Source organism: Aliidiomarina taiwanensis (assembly GCF_003987015.1).
Taxonomy (GTDB): Bacteria; Pseudomonadota; Gammaproteobacteria; order Enterobacterales; family Alteromonadaceae; genus Aliidiomarina; species Aliidiomarina taiwanensis.
Genome location: NZ_PIPQ01000001.1, coordinates 833,314 through 854,316, shown reverse-complemented (window position 1 = coordinate 854,316; position 21,003 = coordinate 833,314). Strand labels below are relative to the sequence as shown.

General features: G+C 49.4%; 20 protein-coding genes. 13 read left to right on the top strand and 7 right to left on the bottom strand.

Annotated elements, in window-relative coordinates; translation table 11 throughout:
• Window positions 1-6 precede the first annotated feature (6 nt).
• Window positions 7-1,152, top strand: a complete 1,146-nt coding sequence (gene lpxB / locus CWE15_RS03990; RefSeq protein WP_126756749.1) for a lipid-A-disaccharide synthase — start codon at window positions 7-9, stop codon at window positions 1,150-1,152.
• Here lpxB and CWE15_RS03985 read toward each other — a convergent pair.
• Window positions 1,149-2,801 (bottom strand): tetratricopeptide repeat-containing response regulator, encoded by a 1,653-nt coding sequence (locus CWE15_RS03985; RefSeq protein ID WP_126756748.1) that lies wholly within the window; start codon window positions 2,799-2,801, stop codon window positions 1,149-1,151. The two genes, lpxB and CWE15_RS03985, sit on opposite strands and share 4 nt — an antisense overlap.
• A 145-nt stretch (window positions 2,802-2,946) precedes the next feature.
• Between CWE15_RS03985 and CWE15_RS03980 the strand changes: the two genes are divergently transcribed.
• The 10 genes from CWE15_RS03980 to glnS all read left to right on the top strand — a co-directional run bounded on the left by CWE15_RS03980 (window position 2,947) and on the right by glnS (window position 13,978).
• Entirely contained in the window at window positions 2,947-3,399 is a 453-nt protein-coding gene (locus CWE15_RS03980; protein ID WP_157980711.1) for a VC2046/SO_2500 family protein, read from the top strand.
• A 74-nt stretch (window positions 3,400-3,473) separates the two neighbouring features.
• Window positions 3,474-4,367: a site-specific tyrosine recombinase XerD gene (xerD, locus tag CWE15_RS03975; protein WP_126756746.1), complete on the top strand. Its 894-nt coding sequence runs from the start codon at window positions 3,474-3,476 to the stop codon at window positions 4,365-4,367.
• Between the two features lie 92 nt (window positions 4,368-4,459).
• Entirely contained in the window at window positions 4,460-5,209 is a 750-nt protein-coding gene (locus tag CWE15_RS03970) for a thioredoxin fold domain-containing protein (protein ID WP_126756745.1), read from the top strand.
• A gap of 3 nt (window positions 5,210-5,212) precedes the next feature.
• Window positions 5,213-6,940 carry a single-stranded-DNA-specific exonuclease RecJ gene (gene recJ, locus CWE15_RS03965; RefSeq protein ID WP_126756744.1) on the top strand — a complete coding sequence of 576 codons (1,728 nt, stop codon included), beginning with the start codon at window positions 5,213-5,215 and terminating at the stop codon, window positions 6,938-6,940.
• A gap of 81 nt (window positions 6,941-7,021) precedes the next feature.
• Window positions 7,022-8,120, top strand: a protein-coding gene (gene prfB, locus CWE15_RS03960; protein WP_126756743.1) for a peptide chain release factor 2 whose coding sequence is annotated in 2 segments (ribosomal slippage) — window positions 7,022-7,096 and window positions 7,098-8,120 — 1,098 coding nt in all. Because the reading frame shifts where the segments join, the coding sequence is not laid out codon by codon here.
• Between the two features lie 36 nt (window positions 8,121-8,156).
• Window positions 8,157-9,674 (top strand): lysine--tRNA ligase, encoded by a 1,518-nt coding sequence (lysS, locus tag CWE15_RS03955; protein ID WP_126756742.1) that lies wholly within the window; start codon window positions 8,157-8,159, stop codon window positions 9,672-9,674.
• 180 nt (window positions 9,675-9,854) lie between these two features.
• Entirely contained in the window at window positions 9,855-10,616 is a 762-nt protein-coding gene (locus CWE15_RS03950; protein WP_126756741.1) for a 5-oxoprolinase subunit PxpA, read from the top strand.
• On the top strand, window positions 10,609-11,310 hold the full coding sequence (pxpB, locus tag CWE15_RS03945; protein ID WP_126756740.1) for a 5-oxoprolinase subunit PxpB: 702 nt from the start codon (window positions 10,609-10,611) through the stop codon (window positions 11,308-11,310). The genes CWE15_RS03950 and pxpB overlap by 8 nt, the downstream gene beginning before the upstream one ends.
• Window positions 11,307-12,236, top strand: coding sequence for a 5-oxoprolinase subunit C family protein (locus CWE15_RS03940; protein ID WP_126756739.1), 930 nt, complete (start codon window positions 11,307-11,309; stop codon window positions 12,234-12,236). The genes pxpB and CWE15_RS03940 overlap by 4 nt, the downstream gene beginning before the upstream one ends.
• A gap of 68 nt (window positions 12,237-12,304) precedes the next feature.
• On the top strand, window positions 12,305-13,978 hold the full coding sequence (gene glnS / locus CWE15_RS03935; protein WP_126756738.1) for a glutamine--tRNA ligase: 1,674 nt from the start codon (window positions 12,305-12,307) through the stop codon (window positions 13,976-13,978).
• Window positions 13,979-14,033: 55 nt separating this feature from the next.
• Here glnS and CWE15_RS03930 read toward each other — a convergent pair whose 3' ends face one another.
• The 5 genes from CWE15_RS03930 to CWE15_RS03910 form a co-directional block, all read right to left on the bottom strand.
• Window positions 14,034-15,065, bottom strand: a complete 1,032-nt coding sequence (locus CWE15_RS03930) for a saccharopine dehydrogenase family protein (RefSeq protein ID WP_126756737.1) — start codon at window positions 15,063-15,065, stop codon at window positions 14,034-14,036.
• A 3-nt stretch (window positions 15,066-15,068) separates the two neighbouring features.
• A complete protein-coding gene (gene fur, locus CWE15_RS03925) occupies window positions 15,069-15,530 on the bottom strand; it encodes a ferric iron uptake transcriptional regulator (RefSeq protein ID WP_126756736.1) in 462 nt (153 codons plus the stop codon).
• A 75-nt stretch (window positions 15,531-15,605) separates the two neighbouring features.
• The gene (fldA, locus tag CWE15_RS03920; RefSeq protein WP_126756735.1) at window positions 15,606-16,130 is read right to left on the bottom strand and encodes a flavodoxin FldA; all 525 of its coding nucleotides are present in this window, start codon (window positions 16,128-16,130) and stop codon (window positions 15,606-15,608) included.
• A gap of 49 nt (window positions 16,131-16,179) precedes the next feature.
• Window positions 16,180-16,398 (bottom strand): DUF2788 domain-containing protein, encoded by a 219-nt coding sequence (locus tag CWE15_RS03915; protein WP_126756734.1) that lies wholly within the window; start codon window positions 16,396-16,398, stop codon window positions 16,180-16,182.
• A gap of 50 nt (window positions 16,399-16,448) precedes the next feature.
• Entirely contained in the window at window positions 16,449-17,234 is a 786-nt protein-coding gene (locus tag CWE15_RS03910; RefSeq protein ID WP_126756733.1) for an alpha/beta fold hydrolase, read from the bottom strand.
• A gap of 178 nt (window positions 17,235-17,412) precedes the next feature.
• On the opposite strand from CWE15_RS03910, the gene seqA reads away from it, so the two are divergent.
• Together seqA and pgm are read left to right on the top strand one after the other, a co-directional pair.
• On the top strand, window positions 17,413-17,967 hold the full coding sequence (gene seqA / locus CWE15_RS03905) for a replication initiation negative regulator SeqA (RefSeq protein WP_126756732.1): 555 nt from the start codon (window positions 17,413-17,415) through the stop codon (window positions 17,965-17,967).
• A complete protein-coding gene (pgm, locus tag CWE15_RS03900; RefSeq protein WP_126756731.1) occupies window positions 17,967-19,604 on the top strand; it encodes a phosphoglucomutase (alpha-D-glucose-1,6-bisphosphate-dependent) in 1,638 nt (545 codons plus the stop codon). The genes seqA and pgm overlap by 1 nt, the downstream gene beginning before the upstream one ends.
• On the opposite strand, the gene CWE15_RS03895 is transcribed toward pgm, so the two are convergent.
• Complete coding sequence (locus CWE15_RS03895) at window positions 19,601-20,926, bottom strand: MFS transporter (protein WP_126756730.1); 1,326 nt, start codon at window positions 20,924-20,926, stop codon at window positions 19,601-19,603. The genes pgm and CWE15_RS03895 overlap by 4 nt on opposite strands.
• Between the last annotated feature and the right edge of the window lie 77 nt (window positions 20,927-21,003).

Here is a 21,003-nt window from a genome sequence, read left to right as displayed (position 1 = left end):
TGCTTTATGACTTTCCAACCCCCACTTGTGATTGGCATTGTCGCTGGTGAAAGCTCCGGCGACATTTTAGGTGCAAACCTGATGCGAAGCTTAAAACAAGCACATGCTCATGTGCGTTTTGTGGGGGTGGGCGGTCCGTTAATGGCCGCAGAGGGGTTAGACTCTTTATTTCCGCTTGAAACCCTTTCAGTGATGGGCTTAGTGGATGTACTAAAGCAATTGCCTCAACTGCTTTCGGCGCGCAAGCAGGTGGTCAACACCATGCTGACAGAGCAACCTCATGCGTTTGTGGGTATTGACGCCCCCGACTTCAACTTACCGATTGAGAAAAAGCTGAAAGCTGCCGGTATCAAAACCATACAATACGTCAGTCCATCTGTTTGGGCTTGGCGCCCTAAGCGTATTTTTGCGATTAAAAAAGCCACCCACGACGTTCTCAGTATTCTGCCTTTCGAACAAGACTTCTATGCGCAGTATGACGCTCCTTGTACTTTTGTTGGGCACCCTTTAGCGGATGATATTCCTATGCAGAGTGACAGCGAGGCTGCACGAGCAGCGCTGTCTTTAACAGCCGACAAACAGTATGTGGCTGTATTACCGGGCAGTCGGGGTGGGGAAGCGGGCATGTTAACGCGGGACTTCTTAGACGCTGCACACCTGTTGCATAAACGCTTTCCAGATCTTGAGTTTTTACTGGCTTTCGCAAACCCAGCCCGACGAGAGCAAATTCTCGGATTGTTTAACGAGCAGGACCAGCAATTGCCTTTTCATTTTTTCGATGGGCAAAGCCGGACCGTTATGACAGCTGCAGACAGCTGTATGCTGGCTTCAGGTACTGTGTCATTAGAAGCCATGCTGCTGAAGCGGCCTATGGTGGTCTGTTATAAATTTGCTTGGCTGAATTACCATATTTTGAAGCACTTTGTGCACCTTGAGCACTTCTCTTTACCGAACCTGCTAGCAGGTAAGCCTGTGGTGAAAGAGCTACTGCAAGACGAGGTGACCCCCGCCGCTATTGCCGAAGAAGTACAGCGTCACTTGCAAACCGACATGAGCGACACGGTTGCAACGTACCAGCAGCTCCATGCTTCTATTCGCTGTGACGCAGGCAAGCGCTCAGCACAACGTGTACTTGAGCTAGCTTTAGGTTAACCCAGGCCGTTACCTTGGACTACCACTTCATAGTCTGCTTTTAACTGCATATAGCGGCGGTGGTGTGCTTTTGGAAGGCTCAGACCTTCGATAATGCGAAAGCATCGTTCGCATTCACTATGCAAGAAAGCCGACTCTGACTTTTTCTGTTCAAACATTTTAAGAGCCGCTTGTATGTAGTTAAGTGCTGCACCGCTATTGAGTGGCGCAAGTTTTAAGGCTTGCTCGAAATGCTGAATCGAAGCTAAATAGTCGCCCTCTGTATAGGCTTGAATGCCTTGTTTATTTGCTTCCTTAAAAGAACTCCGCTGCTCCTTGCAGCCTTTTAAGCGGCTACTCAACAGCTCTTTATTATAAGGGTCTACTTCAAGATCTGCTAATATATGGTTCGACAAGGCTTCTGCGCGCTCAAATTCACCAATATCTAGCAGGGCGATAATAATATCAGGGGTTACTTCTTTCGGAATTTCGTAGCCTTGCTCTAAAAACCCTGAAATAACGCCTTGCATATTTTCTTGGGCTTCCCGAAGCTGCCCATTATAGGCATTAATTCTCGCCATAACCGCGCTTTCAAGGGTTTTATAGTCAAACTTTGAATAAACCAAGGACTCTTCTGTACGTGAGCGCTGCAGGGCTAAAGTGGCGTCTTGTTGATAACGCTTGACCTGGTGCTCAGTTTCACTGTTTTCAGCAGCGTCCAGAATGCTGCGTATGTACGTGCATAAGTGTTTTGGGTCACGATGAACCGACTTTCGAGAAAGCTCAACCACTTGTCCCATGGCTTGTTTGGCTAAGTCAAATTGCTGATTGTGACGGGCTAAATGGGCTAAATAGGTTTGCCGCTGAATAGAGAAAGGGGCTAAGCTGACCGCCCGCCGCGCGGCATTCAGCGCTTGCTCTGCGTTTTTCAATTGCTCATATACTTTGGCTCGTAAATCGAAAGCTTCCACAGCATTGCTGTTACTTTGTATTACCTCTTCGATGAGGGGCAAACAGTCTTCGTAATCTCCTTTTTTGAACTTGATATGGGCGAGTTCCAATACGGCCCAAGAAAAGCGCTGTTCGTCTAATAAAACCTGTACTGCTTGTTCGGCCTCGTCTACTTTGCCCACGCGCAAATACAATTCACTGGCTAACTGTAAGCAAAAGTTCTTATAGCGCCCTTCCTGCGCTATATGCTCGTTACAAGCTTCAATGCAGGCTTGGTACTCACGTCGATACAAGTGATGGTAAACCTTGCGTAGGGTCACGCGCTTGCGAAATGCACGCTCTAAGCGGCTTTTTAGAACGCTGCTCGAGAAAGGCTTCATTAAGTAGTCGTCGGGCTGAAGTTCAATGGCACTCAGTATCATGGGGCGGGTGTTTTCAGCACTGACCAAAATAAATACGCCGTCGGGGCGTAGTAATCTTTTGTATTTTAACTCTTCAAGTACTTGTCGGCCGTTCTTGCCGCGTCCCAAGTGGTAGTCCACCAGCAATATATCGAACCTGTGCTGTCGGTGGGAAGCGAGACCCGCTTCACCAGAAGGAGCCGTCACCACTTGTAATGCACCTAAATTAAGCAACATGCTTTTTAGCATGACCTGAAATGTTTTCTGGTCATCAATAATTAAAATTTTCTTTTTAGATAAATCGAGCGTACTACGCATAGGGTCATACTCAATAAGCTGGTGCTTTTAAGGAATATCTTCAAGCATAAAAGAAATTGGTGGTATTTCAATAGCCATGACCAGCTTAAGTTCCTTGCTAGACAGCCGAAATAGGAGAAGCATCAGCGGTAAGGGTAGAAGAAATATGGTAGATCAGGTTCAGTGGGTACATAAAGAACAAGACTTTGCGGAGCCGTTAAGTGCTGCTTTGCATGCGCCCCAAGGAGCCAAATTTCGACTCATGCTGGCTAGTTTGAGCCCTCATGCGCCGGACTGGCAGCCACCGCCTACAGCACATGAAGAGACTGCTTGGAGCCCGCCTTTTGCGGTGGGAGTGCAGCGCCCCTTGTATGCCTCCAAAGAAGAGGCCGAACGACAGACGCCCACGCTCACAGAGCAGACGTTTCTTGACTGGTTTTTAACGGACTGTTTACGGCCTGCGCCCTTGGTGTCAAGCACTGAGCAGGTGGTACTGCCAAGCATTGTGCAGCAGTCTCTGCCTCATTGGTTGGTCGCTCGGGAACAAGAGCGTGCCGAGTCGGGGCTGCGTGAAGCGGATTTAGTGGACATGCTTGACCAACTGCATGCACATGCGTAAGCGGGTCGTGCCTACTTTCTCGATTGACCGTGTTATATTAGTTAAAAGGGGACGAATAGAAGGCAGAGGTGTAGGTGCAAATAGATGAGTTTCTCGACCAGCTGTGGCTAGGTCAGGGTGTGAGCGAACACACATTAGCAGCTTACCGTTCAGACTTAAAACAGCTTGAACGTTGGCTGATGACGCCGTTGAATACCATGCCAGAAAACCAACAATTGGCCCAGGTGCAAGGGCAGCAGTTGGAAGACTTTATAGCTCAATTAAGCCGCGAAGGCCGCACTGCACGTTCGCAAGCACGGCTTTTAAGTGCTTGTAGAAAGTATTACCAGTACCTGCAACGAACCGGCGGCCGCGAAGACAACCCTTGCACTTACCTTCGTACTCCCAAACAAGCAGCGTCATTACCAGACACCCTGAGTGAAGCCGAGGTGACAGCTTTATTAGAAGCGCCAGACACACAAACGGCGATTGGTGTACGAGACAAGGCCATGCTAGAGGTTATGTACGCCACAGGGCTGCGAGTAACAGAACTCATTAGTTTACGGATGAGCGAAATAAGCCTGCGCCAAGGCTTAGTGCGAGTTGTTGGTAAGGGTGATAAAGAACGACTCGTTCCCTTGGGGGAAGAAGCTTTGCATTGGCTTGAGCAGTACTTAAAGTACCAAAGAGCAGACTTTGTAAAACAACCGACTGATTTGGTGTTTTTGTCCGGAAGGGCTCGAAAAATGACCCGTCAAACCTTTTGGCATCGGGTGAAGATATACGCTGAGCTTGCGGGCGTTACACGCAACTTGTCACCACATAAGTTACGCCATGCTTTTGCCACTCACTTACTGAATCATGGTGCCGACTTACGGGCACTGCAAATGCTTTTAGGCCATGCGGATATAGCCACCACGCAAATCTATACGCAAGTCGCGAAAGAGCGTTTAAAACAGCTCCACTCTGAACACCACCCAAGGGGCTAAACAGCACGCTGCATGCCTTGTGTTTTTATACTATTCAGCGTAATGTTTCGGTCTTACATACCAAGAGTTATCAAGAAAAGGAAGGCAGAGTCGTGCGCTTGAACAGTCGTATTTTGGGTGTGTCATTGCTTGCTATCAGCAGCCTGTTGAGTGGTGTTGCACTGAGTTCGGAACAGCCCACAGAGCCCGAGTTAACGCCCGCTATCGAGCAACGATTAGGGCAGATGGGGTTGCAAGTAGAGCGTGTGCGTGAAGCCACAGAGCTAGAAGGGTACATGCAGGTTTTTACCAGCCAAGGTGCTTTCTATATTACCCATGATGGCAGCCGCCTCATAGCGGGAAAAGTTTTTTCCATTGAACAGATGCCGCCCACTGACCTAACCGAACAAGCGGTAAGCCAAGTGCGCCAAGCCTTAGTGCGGGAAAATGCGGACTTGACCATTAAGTATCCGGCGATGAACGAAGGTTACAAAGTGACGATTTTCACCGACCACACCTGCCCTTACTGTCGTCAACTGCACGAACAAATGGCAGGGTATCAAAACTTGGGTATTAGTATTGAATATTTGGCGTTTCCGCGGGCAGGCCTAGAGCATAGCTCGGCCACTGAACTCAACAGTATTTTCTGTGCGAGTAACCCAGCTGACGCCATGACACGTGCTATGGCAGGGCAGAAGCCGCGTCTTAGCCGTTGCGACCAAACCATGCAACAGCACTTAAGTTTGGCACGTCAAATGGGCATTACCGGAACTCCGGCAATTATTTTGCCCAATGGCAACTTAATTCCCGGATTTGTACCTCCAGAGCGTCTTTTGCAAGAACTTCGCGCTAGCGCACGGTAAATCATGACCACACACGTACGATTAAAACGCCGCCCCGATGCTGGTATCGAGGGGCTGCCGCAGCACTTACCTTTGCCTTTGCGACACATATTAGCCCGTCGCGGCGTTCTCCAAGCGAGCGAGCTTGATTTGCAGCTGCGTGGGTTGCTGCACTTTAATACGCTAAAAGATGCAGAGAAATCTGCGGCCCGCATTGGCCAAGCAATCTTAGCCGATGAGTCCATTTGTATTGTTGGTGACTTTGACGCAGACGGAGCCACCAGTGTTGCTTTATTCATGCGTGCGCTTACCGCGATGGGGGCACGCCGAGTGCACTTTATGGTGCCCAACCGCTTTCATGACGGGTATGGCTTGTCACCCGAGCTAGTAAAGCTTGCCCATGCAGAGCAGACAAACTTAATTATTACCGTAGATAACGGTGTGAGTAGCTTTACCGCAGTGGAAGAAGCGAACCGGTTAGGCATAGATGTTATTATCACAGATCACCACTTAACGGCTGATCGTTTGCCAGAGGCCTATGCCATGGTGAACCCGAATCAGCCGGCTTGTTCGTTTGCGAGTAAGGCCCTAGCAGGTGTTGGCGTCACTTTTTATGTGTTAATGGCACTGCGGGCTTGGTTTCGAGACCAGCAGTCAAATCACCCTGCGGCTCAGGTTAACTTAGCGCAGTGGCTTGACTTGGTGGCAGTCGGCACGGTAGCTGACGTGGTACCACTCGACTACAACAACCGCATATTAGTGCAGCAAGGTGTTGCGCGTATTCGCCAAGGTTTGTGTATCCCGGGCATTACCGCTTTGCTGCAGGTTGCTCAACGGGAGCCTGCACAGATACAAGCGCGCGACTTAGGCTTTACCGTTGGGCCACGTATTAATGCAGCAGGCCGCTTAGATGATATGCAAAAGGGCATTGATTGCCTGCTCGCCAATGACGCGACAGAAGCACGCGAGCATGCCTTGCGGCTCGACGAGCTGAACCGTTCGAGGCGTACCATTGAACAAAGCATGCAGCAGGACGCAGAGTCGCTGCTCGCGAAATTCGAATTAGACGCCGACAGTTTTCCAAATATATTAGCGGTATACGAGCCTGACTGGCACCAAGGGGTGATCGGTATTTTAGCTGGGCGCTTAAAGGAGCGCTTTCATCGACCTGTCATCGCCTTTGCTGATGCGGGTGACAACCTATTAAAGGGGTCTGCTCGGTCCATTCCAGGGCTGCATATTCGCGACTTGTTGGAGCGAGTACATACCTTAGCACCGGAGTGCATTGAGCGTTTTGGTGGCCACGCGATGGCCGCAGGTTTGTCGGTGCCCAAAGACAAGTTCGAGCTTTTCCAAGAACACGTTCAGCGCATTGCCAATGAATGGATTGAACCGCACCTGCTCGAGCGGATTATTTGGTCTGACGGTGCCCTTGCACCGGCGGACTTTAACTTACAACTTGTCCATGCCTTGAATAACGCCGGCCCCTGGGGGCAGAAGTTTGAAGAGCCGGTCTTCGATGGCCTGTTTCGTGTGGTGCAGCACCGGTGGTTGAAAGACGTTCATCTTAAGCTTGTGCTAGAAGTGGAAGGTAGCACCCAATTAGTCGATGCAATTGCCTTTCATGTTCCAAATGCTGGCTGGCAATTTCCGAATACCGAATGGGTTCAACTGGCCTTCCGTTTGCAAGAAAACACCTTTCGTGGTGAAAGTAAGCTGCAATTAATGATTGAGCATATCTGGCCCGCTTAAAGCCTGTTGTTTTTAAGGGAAATCCGCTAAACTAACGGCCGTTTTTAATTCCCGCTAACAACGCGAAGAAAGGATGAGTTCATGTTAGAAACAAACGCACTAAGCAACGAAATTCAAGACCTCAGAAAGCGCACTGAACTGCTTCGGGGGTATCTTTGACTTAACGGTTAAAGAAGAGCGTTTAGAAGAAGTAGAACGGGAACTCGAAGACCCAGATGTATGGAACAACCCGGCACAGGCGCAAGCTTTGGGGAAGGAACGTTCCGAATTAGAAAACTTAGTGCAAGGTTTTCGTGATATTGCCACAGGTTTAGATGACGCCGAGGCCTATGTCGAGCTAGCTATTGAAGCCGACGACGAAGAAACTTTAACCGAAGCCCGTGCAGAAGTAGGGCGTTGGCGTGAGGTGTTAGAAACGTTAGAGTTTCGTCGCATGTTCTCCGGCCCGAACGACGCCAACGACTGCTATATTGACTTACAAGCAGGGTCGGGTGGAACCGAAGCACAAGACTGGACCAGCATGGTGCTGCGCATGTATTTACGGTGGGCCGATGCCCACGACATGAAAACAGAGATTATTGAATTGTCAGACGGTGATGTGGCAGGTGTAAAGTCGGCGACCATTCGAGTGCAAGGTGAATACGCTTTTGGTTGGCTTCGTACTGAAACAGGTGTGCACCGACTAGTGCGTAAGTCTCCATTTGACTCAGGTAATCGTCGCCACACGTCGTTTACGTCTGTGTTTGTTTACCCAGAAGTCGACGACGATATTGAAATTGACATTAATCCAGCTGACTTGCGAATTGACACGTATCGCGCCTCCGGTGCCGGAGGTCAGCACGTTAACCGTACGGACTCAGCGGTGCGTATAACCCACGAACCGACGGGAACCGTGGTGCAGTGCCAGAATGACAGGTCGCAGCATAAAAACAAAGATCAAGCCATGAAGCAGCTACGTGCAAAGCTGTATGAACTTGAAATGCTAAAGCAAAGCGAAGAGCGCCAAGCATTAGAAGACAGCAAGTCCGACATTGGCTGGGGTAGTCAAATTCGCTCGTATGTACTTGACGATGCACGGATTAAAGATTTACGCACAGGCGTAGAAACAGGTAGTACTCAGGCCGTGCTTGATGGCGATCTTGATCGCTTCATTGAAGCGAGCCTGAAGTCTGGTTTATAACTATTTATTGATTGTATTGAACGTAGAGGAAAAGCAATGACGGATAACAGGCAAGAACCGCAGGTGGATGTGAATCAGCAACGTGTTGAGCGCAAGGAGAAACTGAAGGGCCTGCGTGAAAAGGGGATTGCTTTTCCAAATGACTTCCGTCGTGACAGCCTGGCTGCCGACTTGCATGCAGCACACGCGAACAAAGACCCGGAAGCCTTGATTGCAGAAGGCGTGCGTGTTCATGTAGCAGGGCGTATGATGCTGCGCCGTATAATGGGTAAGGCTAGCTTTGCCACTATTCAAGATATGTCGGGTCAAATTCAGCTGTACGTAGCACGGGACAACTTGGCTGAAGGCGTTTATAACAACGACTTCAAAAAATGGGACTTGGGTGACATTGTGGGTGCCAGTGGTACCTTGTTTTTCACGAAAACCGGTGAGCTGACAGTGCAAGTGGACGAGATTCGTTTACTGACTAAAGCGCTACGCCCATTACCAGATAAATTCCATGGTTTAGCCGACCAGGAAACCCGTTACCGTCAGCGTTATTTAGACTTGATTGTGAACACCAAGTCGCGCGAAACCTTTTTAATGCGCAGTAAAACCATTAATTACATTCGCCAGTTTTTAACCGAACGTCGCTTCTTAGAAGTAGAAACGCCGATGATGCATGTGATTCCTGGCGGTGCCAGTGCGCGTCCATTCGTTACGCACCATAATGCGTTGGACATGGACCTGTACCTGCGTATTGCACCTGAGCTATACCTTAAGCGTTTGGTTGTGGGTGGCTTTGAAAAGGTGTTTGAAATTAACCGCAGTTTCCGTAACGAAGGTTTGTCGACGCGGCATAACCCAGAATTCACTATGTTGGAGTTCTACTGGGGTTATTCAGACTACAAAGACTTGATGGACTTAACAGAAGAAATGCTGCGTGGTTTGGCGCTCGACTTACTTGGTACTACAGACGTGACGTATCAAGGGAACACCTTCCACTTTGGTGAACCTTTTGCACGTTTAACTGTGCTAGAAGCTATTCTCAAGTACAACGAAGGGGTAACGCTCGAGCAGTTAAATGATATGGCTCAAGCGACAGCCTTGGCGGAGAGTTTAGGTATTCAGGTACAGGACAGTTGGGGCTTAGGTAAAATTCAAATTGAAATTTTTGAAGAAACCGCAGAGCACAAGCTAATGGAGCCAACCTTCATTACCGCTTACCCGGCTGAAGTGTCGCCCCTAGCCCGTCGTAACGACGACAACCCATTTGTGACGGACCGCTTTGAGTTGTTTGTGGGCGGCCGTGAAATAGCCAATGGTTTCTCGGAGTTAAACGACGCGGAAGACCAAGCAGAGCGCTTCCAAGAACAGGTGAACCAAAAAGAGGCGGGTGACGCCGAGGCCATGTTCTATGACGAAGACTATGTTACTGCGCTCGAACATGGTATGCCACCCACAGCAGGTGAAGGGATTGGTTTAGACCGCCTTGTCATGCTGTTCACTGACTCGCCGTCGATTCGCGACGTGCTTTTATTCCCGCACATGCGTCCGCGTGAGAGCGGCGAGTAAAACACTGAAGTACTCGTTAAAACGCCCAGCTGGCTTTGCCTCGCTGGGCGTTTTTGTTTGTGTCGCATGTGCCGCTGCTTGCTCATCAGACCATCAGGCGTTTTAGTTCTGGCGGTTTGTCTGTCATGATGTTGGGTACGAAACAATTGCATAACGTAGAGCGGATAAGTGAGGTGTCGCGTGCACAGCCCATTACTACTGAACGCCGATTTGGGGGAAGGCTTCGGCCCTTGGCGCATGGGAAATGACGAAGTCATTATGCCTTTAATCCATTGTGCGAATATAGCCACGGGTTTCCATGCGTCAGACCCAGTGACCATGCAACGCACGGTCCGTTTAGCCGTAAAACACGATGTGATGATAGGCGCACACCCAGGTTACCCCGACAAAGAAGGCTTTGGTAGACGGTCGATGGCCTGCAGCTTGGAAGAAATTACTGCCATGGTGATATACCAAGTTAGTGCCTTGCAAGGCATGTGCAGGGCGGAAGGAGGCGTTTTAGGGTATGTAAAGCCCCACGGCGCCTTGTACAACGACATGATGGAAAAATTGCCGGTATTTGAGGCCGTGCTGCGAGGTGTTGCCGCTGTGGACCCAAGCCTACCACTGGTTGTGTTAGCCACAAATAACTTTGAACTATACAACAACGAAGCCGCGCTACAACAAGTAACCTTATGGCCTGAAGCCTTTGCGGACCGGGCTTACACCAAAGAAGGCCTGCTTATGGCAAGGCATGTCAAGGGTAGTGTGCACCAAACGAAAGCCGCTATTTTAGCTCAAGCTCGCATGATAGCAGAACACCGCCAAGTGCGTTGTCACCAAGGGACTTTACTGGACCTGCCGGTTGTTACCTTATGTGTGCATGGCGACAACCCCGAGTCTGTAGCCACTGTGGCGGATATACGAAATATGCTCGACGAGCTGGAGCAAGGCCATGCATAAGACTGTGTCTTTTGACTTTTCTGTTGCAGGGGTCGATGCCCTTTTGATGACGTTCACCAGTAACGCAGCGGACGATTTGCCTTTATTGCTGACACAGTTACGACAGCAAATTTTAACCAACTTAAGCGACGTGGTCGTGGATGTGGTGCCAGCTTATTCCACCTTGCTGGTTTATTATGACGCGCGCACGGTACGGTTATATGATCTCCAACTTGCGCTTGAGCATTTGGTCAGCGAAATCGAGCAAACTCGCTTGCCACAAGCTCAGCCTCTATTGCTTGAAGTTCCTGTGGTGTACGGCGGCGAACATGGCCCAGACTTAGAGCGGGTAGCGGCGTTAAATAAATTAACGCCGGATCAGGTTATCGAGAAGCATCTAGCCGCTGACTATGTGGTAGCGGCCCTTGGATTTTCGCCAGGGTTTGCTTACTTAAGCGGGCTCGATGAACAATTAGTGACACCACGGCTCGACACGCCCCGCAAGCAAGTACCAGCGGGAAGTGTCGGTATAGCAGGGGTGCAAACCGCCGTTTACCCAACTGCGGGCCCAGGGGGCTGGAACCTCATTGGAAAGGCACAAATGCGTTGGTTTAATGTGAACGGCAATATCCAGTTAGCCCATGGCCCAGACGCCATGACCCCTGTACAAGTAGGTGATAAAGTGAGATTTATTCGTCAGGGAGATACAACATGAGCACAGGCATGCGTGTGATTAAATCGGGTATTCATGCCACGCTTCAAGACCAAGGTCGATATGGGTTTCAGCATTTAGGCGTCACACCAGGAGGCCCAGCCGACGCGGTTTCTGCAAATTGGGCAAACCGACTGCTGGACAATGGGCCTGAATGTGCTGTGATTGAAATTACTGCCGGGGGTACTGAATTAGAAAGCCATACTCACAGCATGGTGGCTGTAACGGGAGGCGACTTAAACCTCACGGTCAATGGTCAACCCAAAGCGCCTTGGCGCAGCTTCTGGGTAAAGCCAGGCGACGTGTTGAAATTTGGCTATCCACGCTATGGCTTTCGTGCATACGTGGCTGTGGCAGGGGGCTTTCAGGTGCCAAATGTCCTAGGCAGTTGTGCCACCGTAGCGCGTAATAAACTTGGGGGGCTCACGGGCGACGGGTGCCATTTACAGCCCAACGACTTTATTCCCTGTGCTGCAAGTTCGCAAGAGCGCGTTCCACGTCAAATGCCCGACAAGTACGTACCAGACCTCCATTCTGAATTAACCTTATATGTGATACCAGGCTATCAGCAGCACGAATTTAGCGCAGAAGCTTGGCACACCTTTTGGACCAACGAGTATGAAATAACAACGGAAAGCGACAGCATGGGGGCACGCCTGCATGGGCCCGCGATAGCTCCTCCGTCAGGCAACCTCTTGTCGGAGCCCGTTTGCTATGGGGCGATACAAGTGCCAGGCGATGGCCAGCCCATAATTTTATTGCAGCAACGACAAACCTTGGGAGGCTACCCGAAGTTAGGCAGTATTTTGCCTTTATCAGGCTATAACCTAGCCCAGCGACCACCAGGTAGTAAAGTGCGCTTTCAACCCATGGGACTCGCCACGGCGCAACAGCAGATGCGGCGTTACCTTCGCTTTTTCGGCTTGTAAAATTTAGCGAAAATTGCCATTATAGATGCCATTTTTATTCGTATTTTTTAATAACGGAGAGTACTTGAATGGCCGAGACTGGCGTGCGTCCCAGCAACTTTATTCGCAAAATTATTGATGATGACTTAGCCTCAGGTAAGCACACTGAAGTGCACACACGTTTCCCGCCTGAGCCGAACGGTTATTTGCACATCGGTCATGCCAAATCTATTGTGCTGAACTTTGGTATAGCGCAAGACTATCAGGGTACCTGTAACTTACGCTTCGACGACACCAACCCGCTGAAAGAAAGCATTGAGTATGTGAAGTCTATTAAAAATGACGTTCGTTGGCTTGGTTATGAGTGGTCGGGTGAAGTGCGCTATTCCTCCGACTACTTTGACCGATTGCATGGTTATGCAGTGGAGTTAATTGAAAAGGGCTTAGCTTACGTAGACTTTTGCAGCCAAGAAGAAATTCGTGCCATGCGTGGTACCTTAACGGCTCCGGGTCAACATAGCCCTTACCGGGACACACCGGTTGAAACCAACTTGGCTGAGTTTGCTAAAATGACAGCGGGAGAATACCCAGAAGGGCATTGTTCACTGCGCGCTAAAATTGATATGACGTCGTCGTTTATGTGTATGCGTGATCCTGTCATTTACCGCATTCGTCATGTAGAGCACCACCAAACAGGCGACAAATGGTGCGTATACCCTATGTACGACTTTACGCACTGCATTTCCGATGCTATTGAAAACATCACGCACTCACTATGTACACTTGAGTTCCAAGACAACCGTCGCTTGTATGACTGGGTATTAGAAAACATCAGTATTGACTGTCACCCACAGCAAATTGAATTTTCACGGTTAAATCTTGAATACACCATGATGAGCAAGCGCCGCTTGAACGAACTGGTCGTAGAAGGGCATGTGTCTGGTTGGGATGATCCGCGTATGCCGACCATTGCAGGTATTCGCCGTCGTGGTTACACCCCTGCGTCTATTCGTGAGTTTGCCAAGCGTATTGGTGTGACGAAAATGGATAACGTGGTGGAAATGGGAGTGTTGGAGTCGTGCATTCGTGACGACTTAAACGCAACTGCGCCACGCGCTATGGCTGTGCTAGATCCGGTAAAAGTGGTCTTAGAAAACTACCCAGAAGGCCAGCATGAAGAAATTGACGCACCCAACCACCCAAGCGACGAAAGCATGGGAACCCGTAAGGTGCCTTTTAGCGGCGTATTGTATATTGAGCGTGAAGACTTCCGTGAAGAAGCCAATAAAAAGTTTAAGCGTTTGGTGCTGGGTAAAGAAGTGCGCTTACGTAATGCCTACGTGATAAAAGCCGAACGTGTGGAAAAAAATGACGCAGGCGAAATAACCACGATTTACTGTAGCTACGACCCAGAGACGCTAGGTAAAGCGCCTGCCGATGGCCGGAAAGTACGTGGTGTGATTCACTGGGTATCTGTTCCTCATGCGGTACCGGCTGAAATACGCCTGTACGACCGCTTATTTAAAGTGCCCATGCCAGGCTCTGCGGAAACCTTAGAAGAAGTGTTAAACCCTGACTCGTTAAAGGTTGTTGAGGGCTATTTAGAGCCATCACTGATGGACGCGCCCGTGGAGCAAGGCTATCAGTTTGAACGTGTTGGTTACTTCTGCCGCGACAGTGTGGACGGCCAAGGTGACAACTTGGTCTTCAATCGTACGGTTGGATTACGCGACAGTTGGGCGAAAATGGACGGAAAAGACTAACTACTTCGTGTTTAAAAAAATAAAAAAAGCGACCTGCGGGTCGCTTTTTTATTGCTTATTTGTCGGCTAAAAACAAGTCGATAAGCTTTGCGCCATATAAGCGTGAAGGCGTGTAAAAGCCGGGTTTTATTTGGTGGCGTAAAACATGAATAGCCACCTCAACAGCGCCCCGGGCGGTCAAGGAGTAGCCGTTCAGTACCTTTTCACGCAAGGAGATGGTTTCTCCTTGGTCGTTACTAATTTCGCCCCACACCCAGGTTGCATGTTGTTCGCGCTCTTTGGCTTCTGGGCCTGCCGGTTGTTTCTCTGCTTTTTTGCTTAACCATGTTTGCACGAAGCGGCGGCGCAGTAACCAGCGAACTCGGTTCAGCCTTTTCAGTTGTTTGACCAGCTTAGGTGAAGCTGGAATATACACTTCAATGTTGGGTACGCCGGTGGTGTAGTAGGCGGTGGAGACATCGCCCCAGGGAATGGTCATGGCGAGCTTACGACCATCGCCAAAGTTAATTTCTTCCGTTTTATAGGCAAGCGGCACACTTACAATGTGGCCTTCTTTACGTACAGCACCGCCTTTGCCTAAGCCTTCAATACTGGTTTTGGCAGTGCCACGGCTCATACGCGAGCGGGAGTCAAAACCTAATTTTAAGTGGGTTGCTCCAGGCATTTGTGACTTTAATCGTGCGGCAATACAGTCCGTTGGAATAACGTCAAAGCCAACGCCTGGGCAGAGCACAATACCGGCTTCTTCAGCTTGTGCGTGCAATTGGTGGGCAAGCTCAAAAACCTCAATTTCACCGGTAATGTCTAAATAGTGGGTGCCCGTGGCAATACAGGCATGCATCATGGGCTCGGCTGTTTTGCTAAAAGGCCCGGCGCAATGCACCACGAGATCAATGTCTTGTAGGTTTTCTACCAGGGCGTCGTGGCTTAAGTCGAAAGCGCGAGCTTCAAGCTTGACATGCTCGGCAAAAGTGTCGAGCTTTCCTTGGTTACGACCGGCAAGAATAGGGCTGTACCCCATACGCTTGGCGTGGTGGGTAATTAACTCACCGGTATAGCCATAGGCACCGTAAATAAGCCATTTCATAGGTTATAGCCCTATGCTCTTGTTTTCATCGGCTTCTACATTGTGCTCGCACGTATCAGGTGTTTTGCATTCACCGTATAGGTACAAGCTGTGGTTGGTTAACGCAAGGTTGTTAGCTTCAGCTATTTTTAGCTGCTGCTGTTCTATGATGTCGTCTTCAAACTCAATGACACGGCCACAGGTTAAGCACACTAAATGGTCGTGATGATCTTTATTGGCGAGCTCGAAAACCGAACGGCCACCTTCAAAGTGATGACGAGTAATAATCCCTGCGTCTTCAAACTGGTTTAATACACGATAAACAGTGGCAAGGCCAACCTCGTCGCCACGCTCCATAAGAATACGAAAAACATCTTCAGCGCTTACATGCTGGTTATCCGGGTTTTTCATCACATCAAGAACCTTGATGCGCGGAGAGGTTACTTTAAGACCTGCTTTTTTTAATTGAACATCAGAACTGGGCATTGAGTACTCTCTATACACAAAAGGGGTTGCTTGTGATTATAGCCACATGCAGCGGAAAAAGAACATGGGTAATACTTAACTTAACTCGTCAAGCATCATTTCTTCGCGCAGTTGCGCACACCAAGCGACCACGCGCTCTTTGGTTAATTCAGGTTGACGGTCTTCGTCGATACCGAGTCCAACAAAATGGTTTTCGTCTGCCAGCCCTTTAGAGGCTTCAAAGTCATAACCTTCTGTTGGCCAGTGACCAATAATAATACCACCACGGGCCTCAACAATATCACGCACCACGCCCATCGCGTCTAAGAAGTATTCGGCGTAGTCTTCTTGGTCACCGCAGCCAAAAATAGCGACCAGCTTGTCGGTAAAGTCGATCTCTTCAAACTCTGGGAAAAAGTCGTCCCAGTCGCACTGTGATTCGCCGTAGTACCAAGTAGGAATGCCAAATAAAAGTAAGTCGTACTCAGCGATGTCTTCTTTACTTGAGTTAGCAATGTCTTGCACCTTTATGAGGTGTTTGCCAAGCTCTTTCTGTATCATGTTGGCAACCGCTTCTGTGTTACCTGTGTCACTTCCAAAAAAAAGTCCAACAGTGGCCATAATAATGTTCCTGCTCTTACTGCTAAGCTAAAGTTAAAATGAAATAGAGTTAATGAATATTGGCTTCAACCACAAACTGGATAACGCCCTTGGCAATAAACCCAGCCATACCTAGAAACAAAACAAGCCAAACAAAAAAACGGCCAAAACGTGGCACATTGCCTTTTTTCAGCACATCTTGAATTGCTAAGCCAATAAGAAGAAACAAAATGGCGATAGCAAAGTTTGTCATTAACGATTCAATTTGCTCTAGGTTGTCGCTAAACATGGGGGCCTCATCCACAAGTCTGTATAGTGTTTATAATAACATAGGTGATATTAGTTCTCATCTAGAAAACGTTGTACCAAGCCGTTAAAAATAAGCGGCTTTTCCGCATGCAGCCAGTGACCTACACCACTCATGGTTTTCGACTGTGCGTTCGGGAAACGCGCAAGAATTTCAGTTTTGTGCTTTGCCTGTATGTAGTCAGAGAGACCGCCACGGATAAACAAAGTGGGGCCCTCATACACCTTGTTCGAGCCAGGGGCGCCTATCAGTTCTGGGTAGCAGGCGTTAATATCGGCCAGGTTCATACGCCAAGCCCACCCTTCGTCGGTTTTTGTCAGGTTCTTAAGCAAGAACTGGCGTACCCCTTTTATTTTAATGTCTCTCGCCAAGCGAGCGTCGGCGTCTTGTCGGTTCTTTACTTGGTTGAGCGGCAGAGCGGTTAAGGCCGCTAATATAGTATTATGGCTCGGTGGGTAGCGCACCGGAGCAATGTCGGCCACAACCAATGAACGTATACGTTCAGGGTGGTGCATAGCCACTTCCATGGCGACCTTGCCGCCCAGCGAATGGCCCAAAATGTGTGCTTGTTGTATTTCTAGAGTGTCGAGCAAGGCAAGAACGTCGGCGGCCATCTCTGGAAACGACATACTGCTGACCCAGGGCGACTGGCCGTGATTGCGTAGATCTATATTAATGACATAATACGCGTCGCTTAGAGCGCGACTAATACTTTTTAAGTTGTCTAGGTCGCCGAATAAGCCATGAATGAGCAGTACGGCAGGGTTTTCTGGTGAGCCCAGCGTTTCATGGTTTAATGAAATGGCATGATGTGACATAAAAGCTTCCTTTACAGAGTAAAGTTGTATTGTATGCCGCTATTCTCGCCCACGAAGCATGGTCGGTGCAAACCTTTCCATGCTTCTATATACTGTGGGCAAAATAAATACTTTAGAATGCAAACTGGAGCCTTGCTGCTGCGACAATGGCGCAACAGCATTTGCGAAGAAAACATTTATGAAACAGATAGAAATAGACGCTGAACTATATCGTTACATTGCTTCCCACACCCAGTCCATCGGGGAAAGTGCCTCCGACATTTTGCGCCGCCTGCTGGCGCTACCGCCTTTAACGGGTATAGAAAAAGAACAAGCCGTGGCCATGGAGCCAGAACTCGCACCGGCCCAGGAAGAGGCCGAGGTAGAAGAGCCCCCTGCAGAGGAGCCAGCACCTGCACAGTCGGCTTTAGAGAGTGTCGTGGCGGAGCAACTTGACGCAGAAAAAAGCAAAGTAGGGCGTTTTTTATATTTACTCAGTGTGTTGTACCAGAGTCACCCGGACACCTTCGACAATGTGTTACGCATTCGAGGCCGGCACCGGTTGTATTTTGCGAAAAGCAAAGAAGAGCTAAAAGCGTCGGGTAACAGCACCAATCCAAAGGAAGTGCCAAACTCGGGCTATTGGGTCGTCACGAACTCCAATACCAGCAAAAAACAAGCCATCGTAAAACAAGCGGCACAAGAGTTAGGATACTCTGCAGCAGACGCTGACCAACTAAAGGACTTACTATAATGAGCCGTCATGAGCGCGCAGGCCAACCGGCCCAGCAACAAGACTTAATTGATATTCCCAACCTGGTTGCTTCTTATTACGTACGTGAACCGAACCCAAGAAAAGTGTCACAGCAAGTGCGTTTCGGCACCTCGGGGCATCGCGGTAGTTCCATCACCAGCACCTTTAACGAAGCTCATGTATTGGCTATGAGCCAGGCCATTTGTGGTTATCGTGAAGAGCAGGGTATTACGGGTCCTTTGCTGTTGGGGAAAGACACCCATGCCTTGTCAGAGCCAGCGTTTATTACCGCGCTTGAGGTGTTTATAGCCAACGGCATTGAAGTGCATGTGCAAGAAGACATGGGGTACACCCCAACACCAGTTATCAGCCATGAGATACTCAGGTACAACGAAGGGCGCACCGAAGGGTTTGCTGATGGCGTGGTGATAACGCCTTCTCATAACCCACCGCAAGACGGTGGTTTTAAATACAACCCACCCCATGGCGGACCCGCGGACACCGACGTGACCACCTGTATTGAGAAATATGCCAATGCAATTTTGTCGAGTGAGTTGGTAGGCGTGAATGTGGTGGGCTACGACGAAGCCTTAAATGCGAAGAACTTACGTCGCTGCGACTGGATTTCGAGCTATGTGAGCGACTTGAAAAACGTGGTGAACCTTGAGGCGATAGCCCAGGCAAACCTGCACATTGGGGTCAATGCTATGGGCGGAGCAGGCATGCGCTATTGGCATGCTATTGCTGAAACCTATGGTTTACACCTGACTATTTTGAACGACCATGCAGATCCTCGTTTTTCCTTTATGACGCTCGACAAAGACGGCGCTATTCGCATGGACTGTTCGTCTGCAGACGCCATGGCCGGCTTATTGTCCATGCGCGACACCTTTGACTTAGCCGTCGGAAACGACCCTGACTATGACCGCCACGGCATTGTTACTGCAGACGGTTTGATGAACCCAAACCATTTTCTGGCCGTTAGTATTGACTACTTGTTACGTACGCGAACCTGGCCTAACACGACACAAATCGGGAAGACCCTTGTCTCCAGTGCCATGATAGACCGTGTTGTAGCAGGGGCGGAACGTCCACTCATGGAAGTGCCCGTGGGCTTCAAGTGGTTTGCCCAGGGGCTCGCTTCCGGAGCTATAGGCTTTGCTGGTGAAGAAAGTGCAGGTGCTAGCTTTTTAGACTTGCAAGGTAAGGCGTTTAGTACAGACAAAGATGGGATTATTTTGGCACTGCTTGCGGCTGAAATTCAGGCCACGACAGGTAAGTCTGCTAGTGCTTATTACCGCGCGCTAGAAGCTGAATATGGGCAGTCGTTTTATGCACGTCTCGACATGCAAGCGAGCTACCACGAAATGGAGGCCTTTAAAGCTTTGGTTGAAGCACCACCTACCCTGACTGAACTCGCTGGTGAAGCGGTAACGTCGGTATTGACCAAAGCCCCAGGCAATGGCGAAGCCTTTGGTGGGGTGAAAGTCACCACGGCAAATGGTTGGTTTGCAGCACGTCCTTCGGGCACAGAGCCTGTGTATAAAATATATGCGGAAAGTTTAAAGAGTGCGGAGCATTTAGCTGCACTGCAAGAAGAAGCCAAAACCTGTTTGACTAAGTGGCTCGCGTGTTAGCGAGCCTCTAGAACCTCTTCTTCAGACGCTTCTTCCAGTGGCGGACCTGTCACTTCAGGTAAGTCACTGGCCTGCTCTTCTTCAAGCTCAATCGCTTCTTCTATCATGGTGTGTACTATTTCTTCCGAAACCTGGGCAGGCGCTAACACAGCAAATGGCGACACTTGCTGCTCTTCTGGGGCGTCACGCTGACCTATCCGATACAAAGAATACAAGGCAATACTTGCGGTTAAAGCGGCCATTAGAAGAAAAAAGTAGTTTACGGCACCAAATTGCATCATGGCGGCCACCACAGGAGCACCAATAATTGCCCCAACACCAGCTATTTTTATGATAGTGCCGGTGGCACCTAGCATTTGGTCGAGTTCTAAAAAGTCGTTGGTATGGGCAATGGCCAAGGCATACACGGGCAGCATGCTTGCGCCAAATAAGGCAATACCCAGGAAAATCAGCCACGGGCTGCCACCGTCGATTTGCGATAAGACAAAGGCAATCAGGGTGGCGCTAGCGGTACAGCCTGCAAGTACGGCGCGACGGTCGTATTTATCCGACAGCATACCAATAATGGGCTGTGAAATAAGCCCACCGACAATAAAAGCGGCAATAAACACAGTCACTTGGGAAACACTTAAACCAAGGTGAATAGCATAAACAGGGCCTACACCGTAAAACATGGCATAACAAGCTTGTATCACAAAGGTGGCGGCAATCCCCAAGGGGGCTTGTTCAAGCAACAGCCGTAATGGCACTTTCTTTACATCGGTAATGGTTGGCTCTACTGTCACACTCGCTAAAATAGGGATCAGGGACAGGTTGAGCAACATAGCCACTAGGACAAACGGTATAAAAGAGGCAGGGTCAGCAATACCCAGTAGCAACTGGCCGACGATTAAGCCCCCGTACAGTAGCACCATGTAGACAGACAGCATGGCGCCGCGACTTTTATTGTCTGCCATGGTATTTAGCCAGCTTTCGGCAATAACAAACATGGCGGATAAGGCAAAACCGCTTAGAAAACGCATGAGGAACCAGACCACAGGGTCTATCCAGATGGCCTGAATAAGCACACTGATAGAGGCAAGGGCGCCGAGTCCGCCAAAGGCGCGAATATAGCCAACCCGGCGAATGTCTTTAGGTGCGCGCGTTGTGCCAAACAAGTAGCCAATAAAGTAAGCCGACATAATGACCCCAATGGTCATGGTCGAAAAACCTTCAAGCGCACCGCGTAAACTGAGCAGCGTGGTGGTCATGCCGACACACAGGCCAATGAGCGTCATGGTGGAAAGGAGTGAACTGACGGCTCTAACTTGTTGACGTAACATCGCAAACCTTAAAAACTGGAGAAATTTTATTCATGCTATCATTTAAGGTAGTTGTGAGCCACATATGCACTTGATTT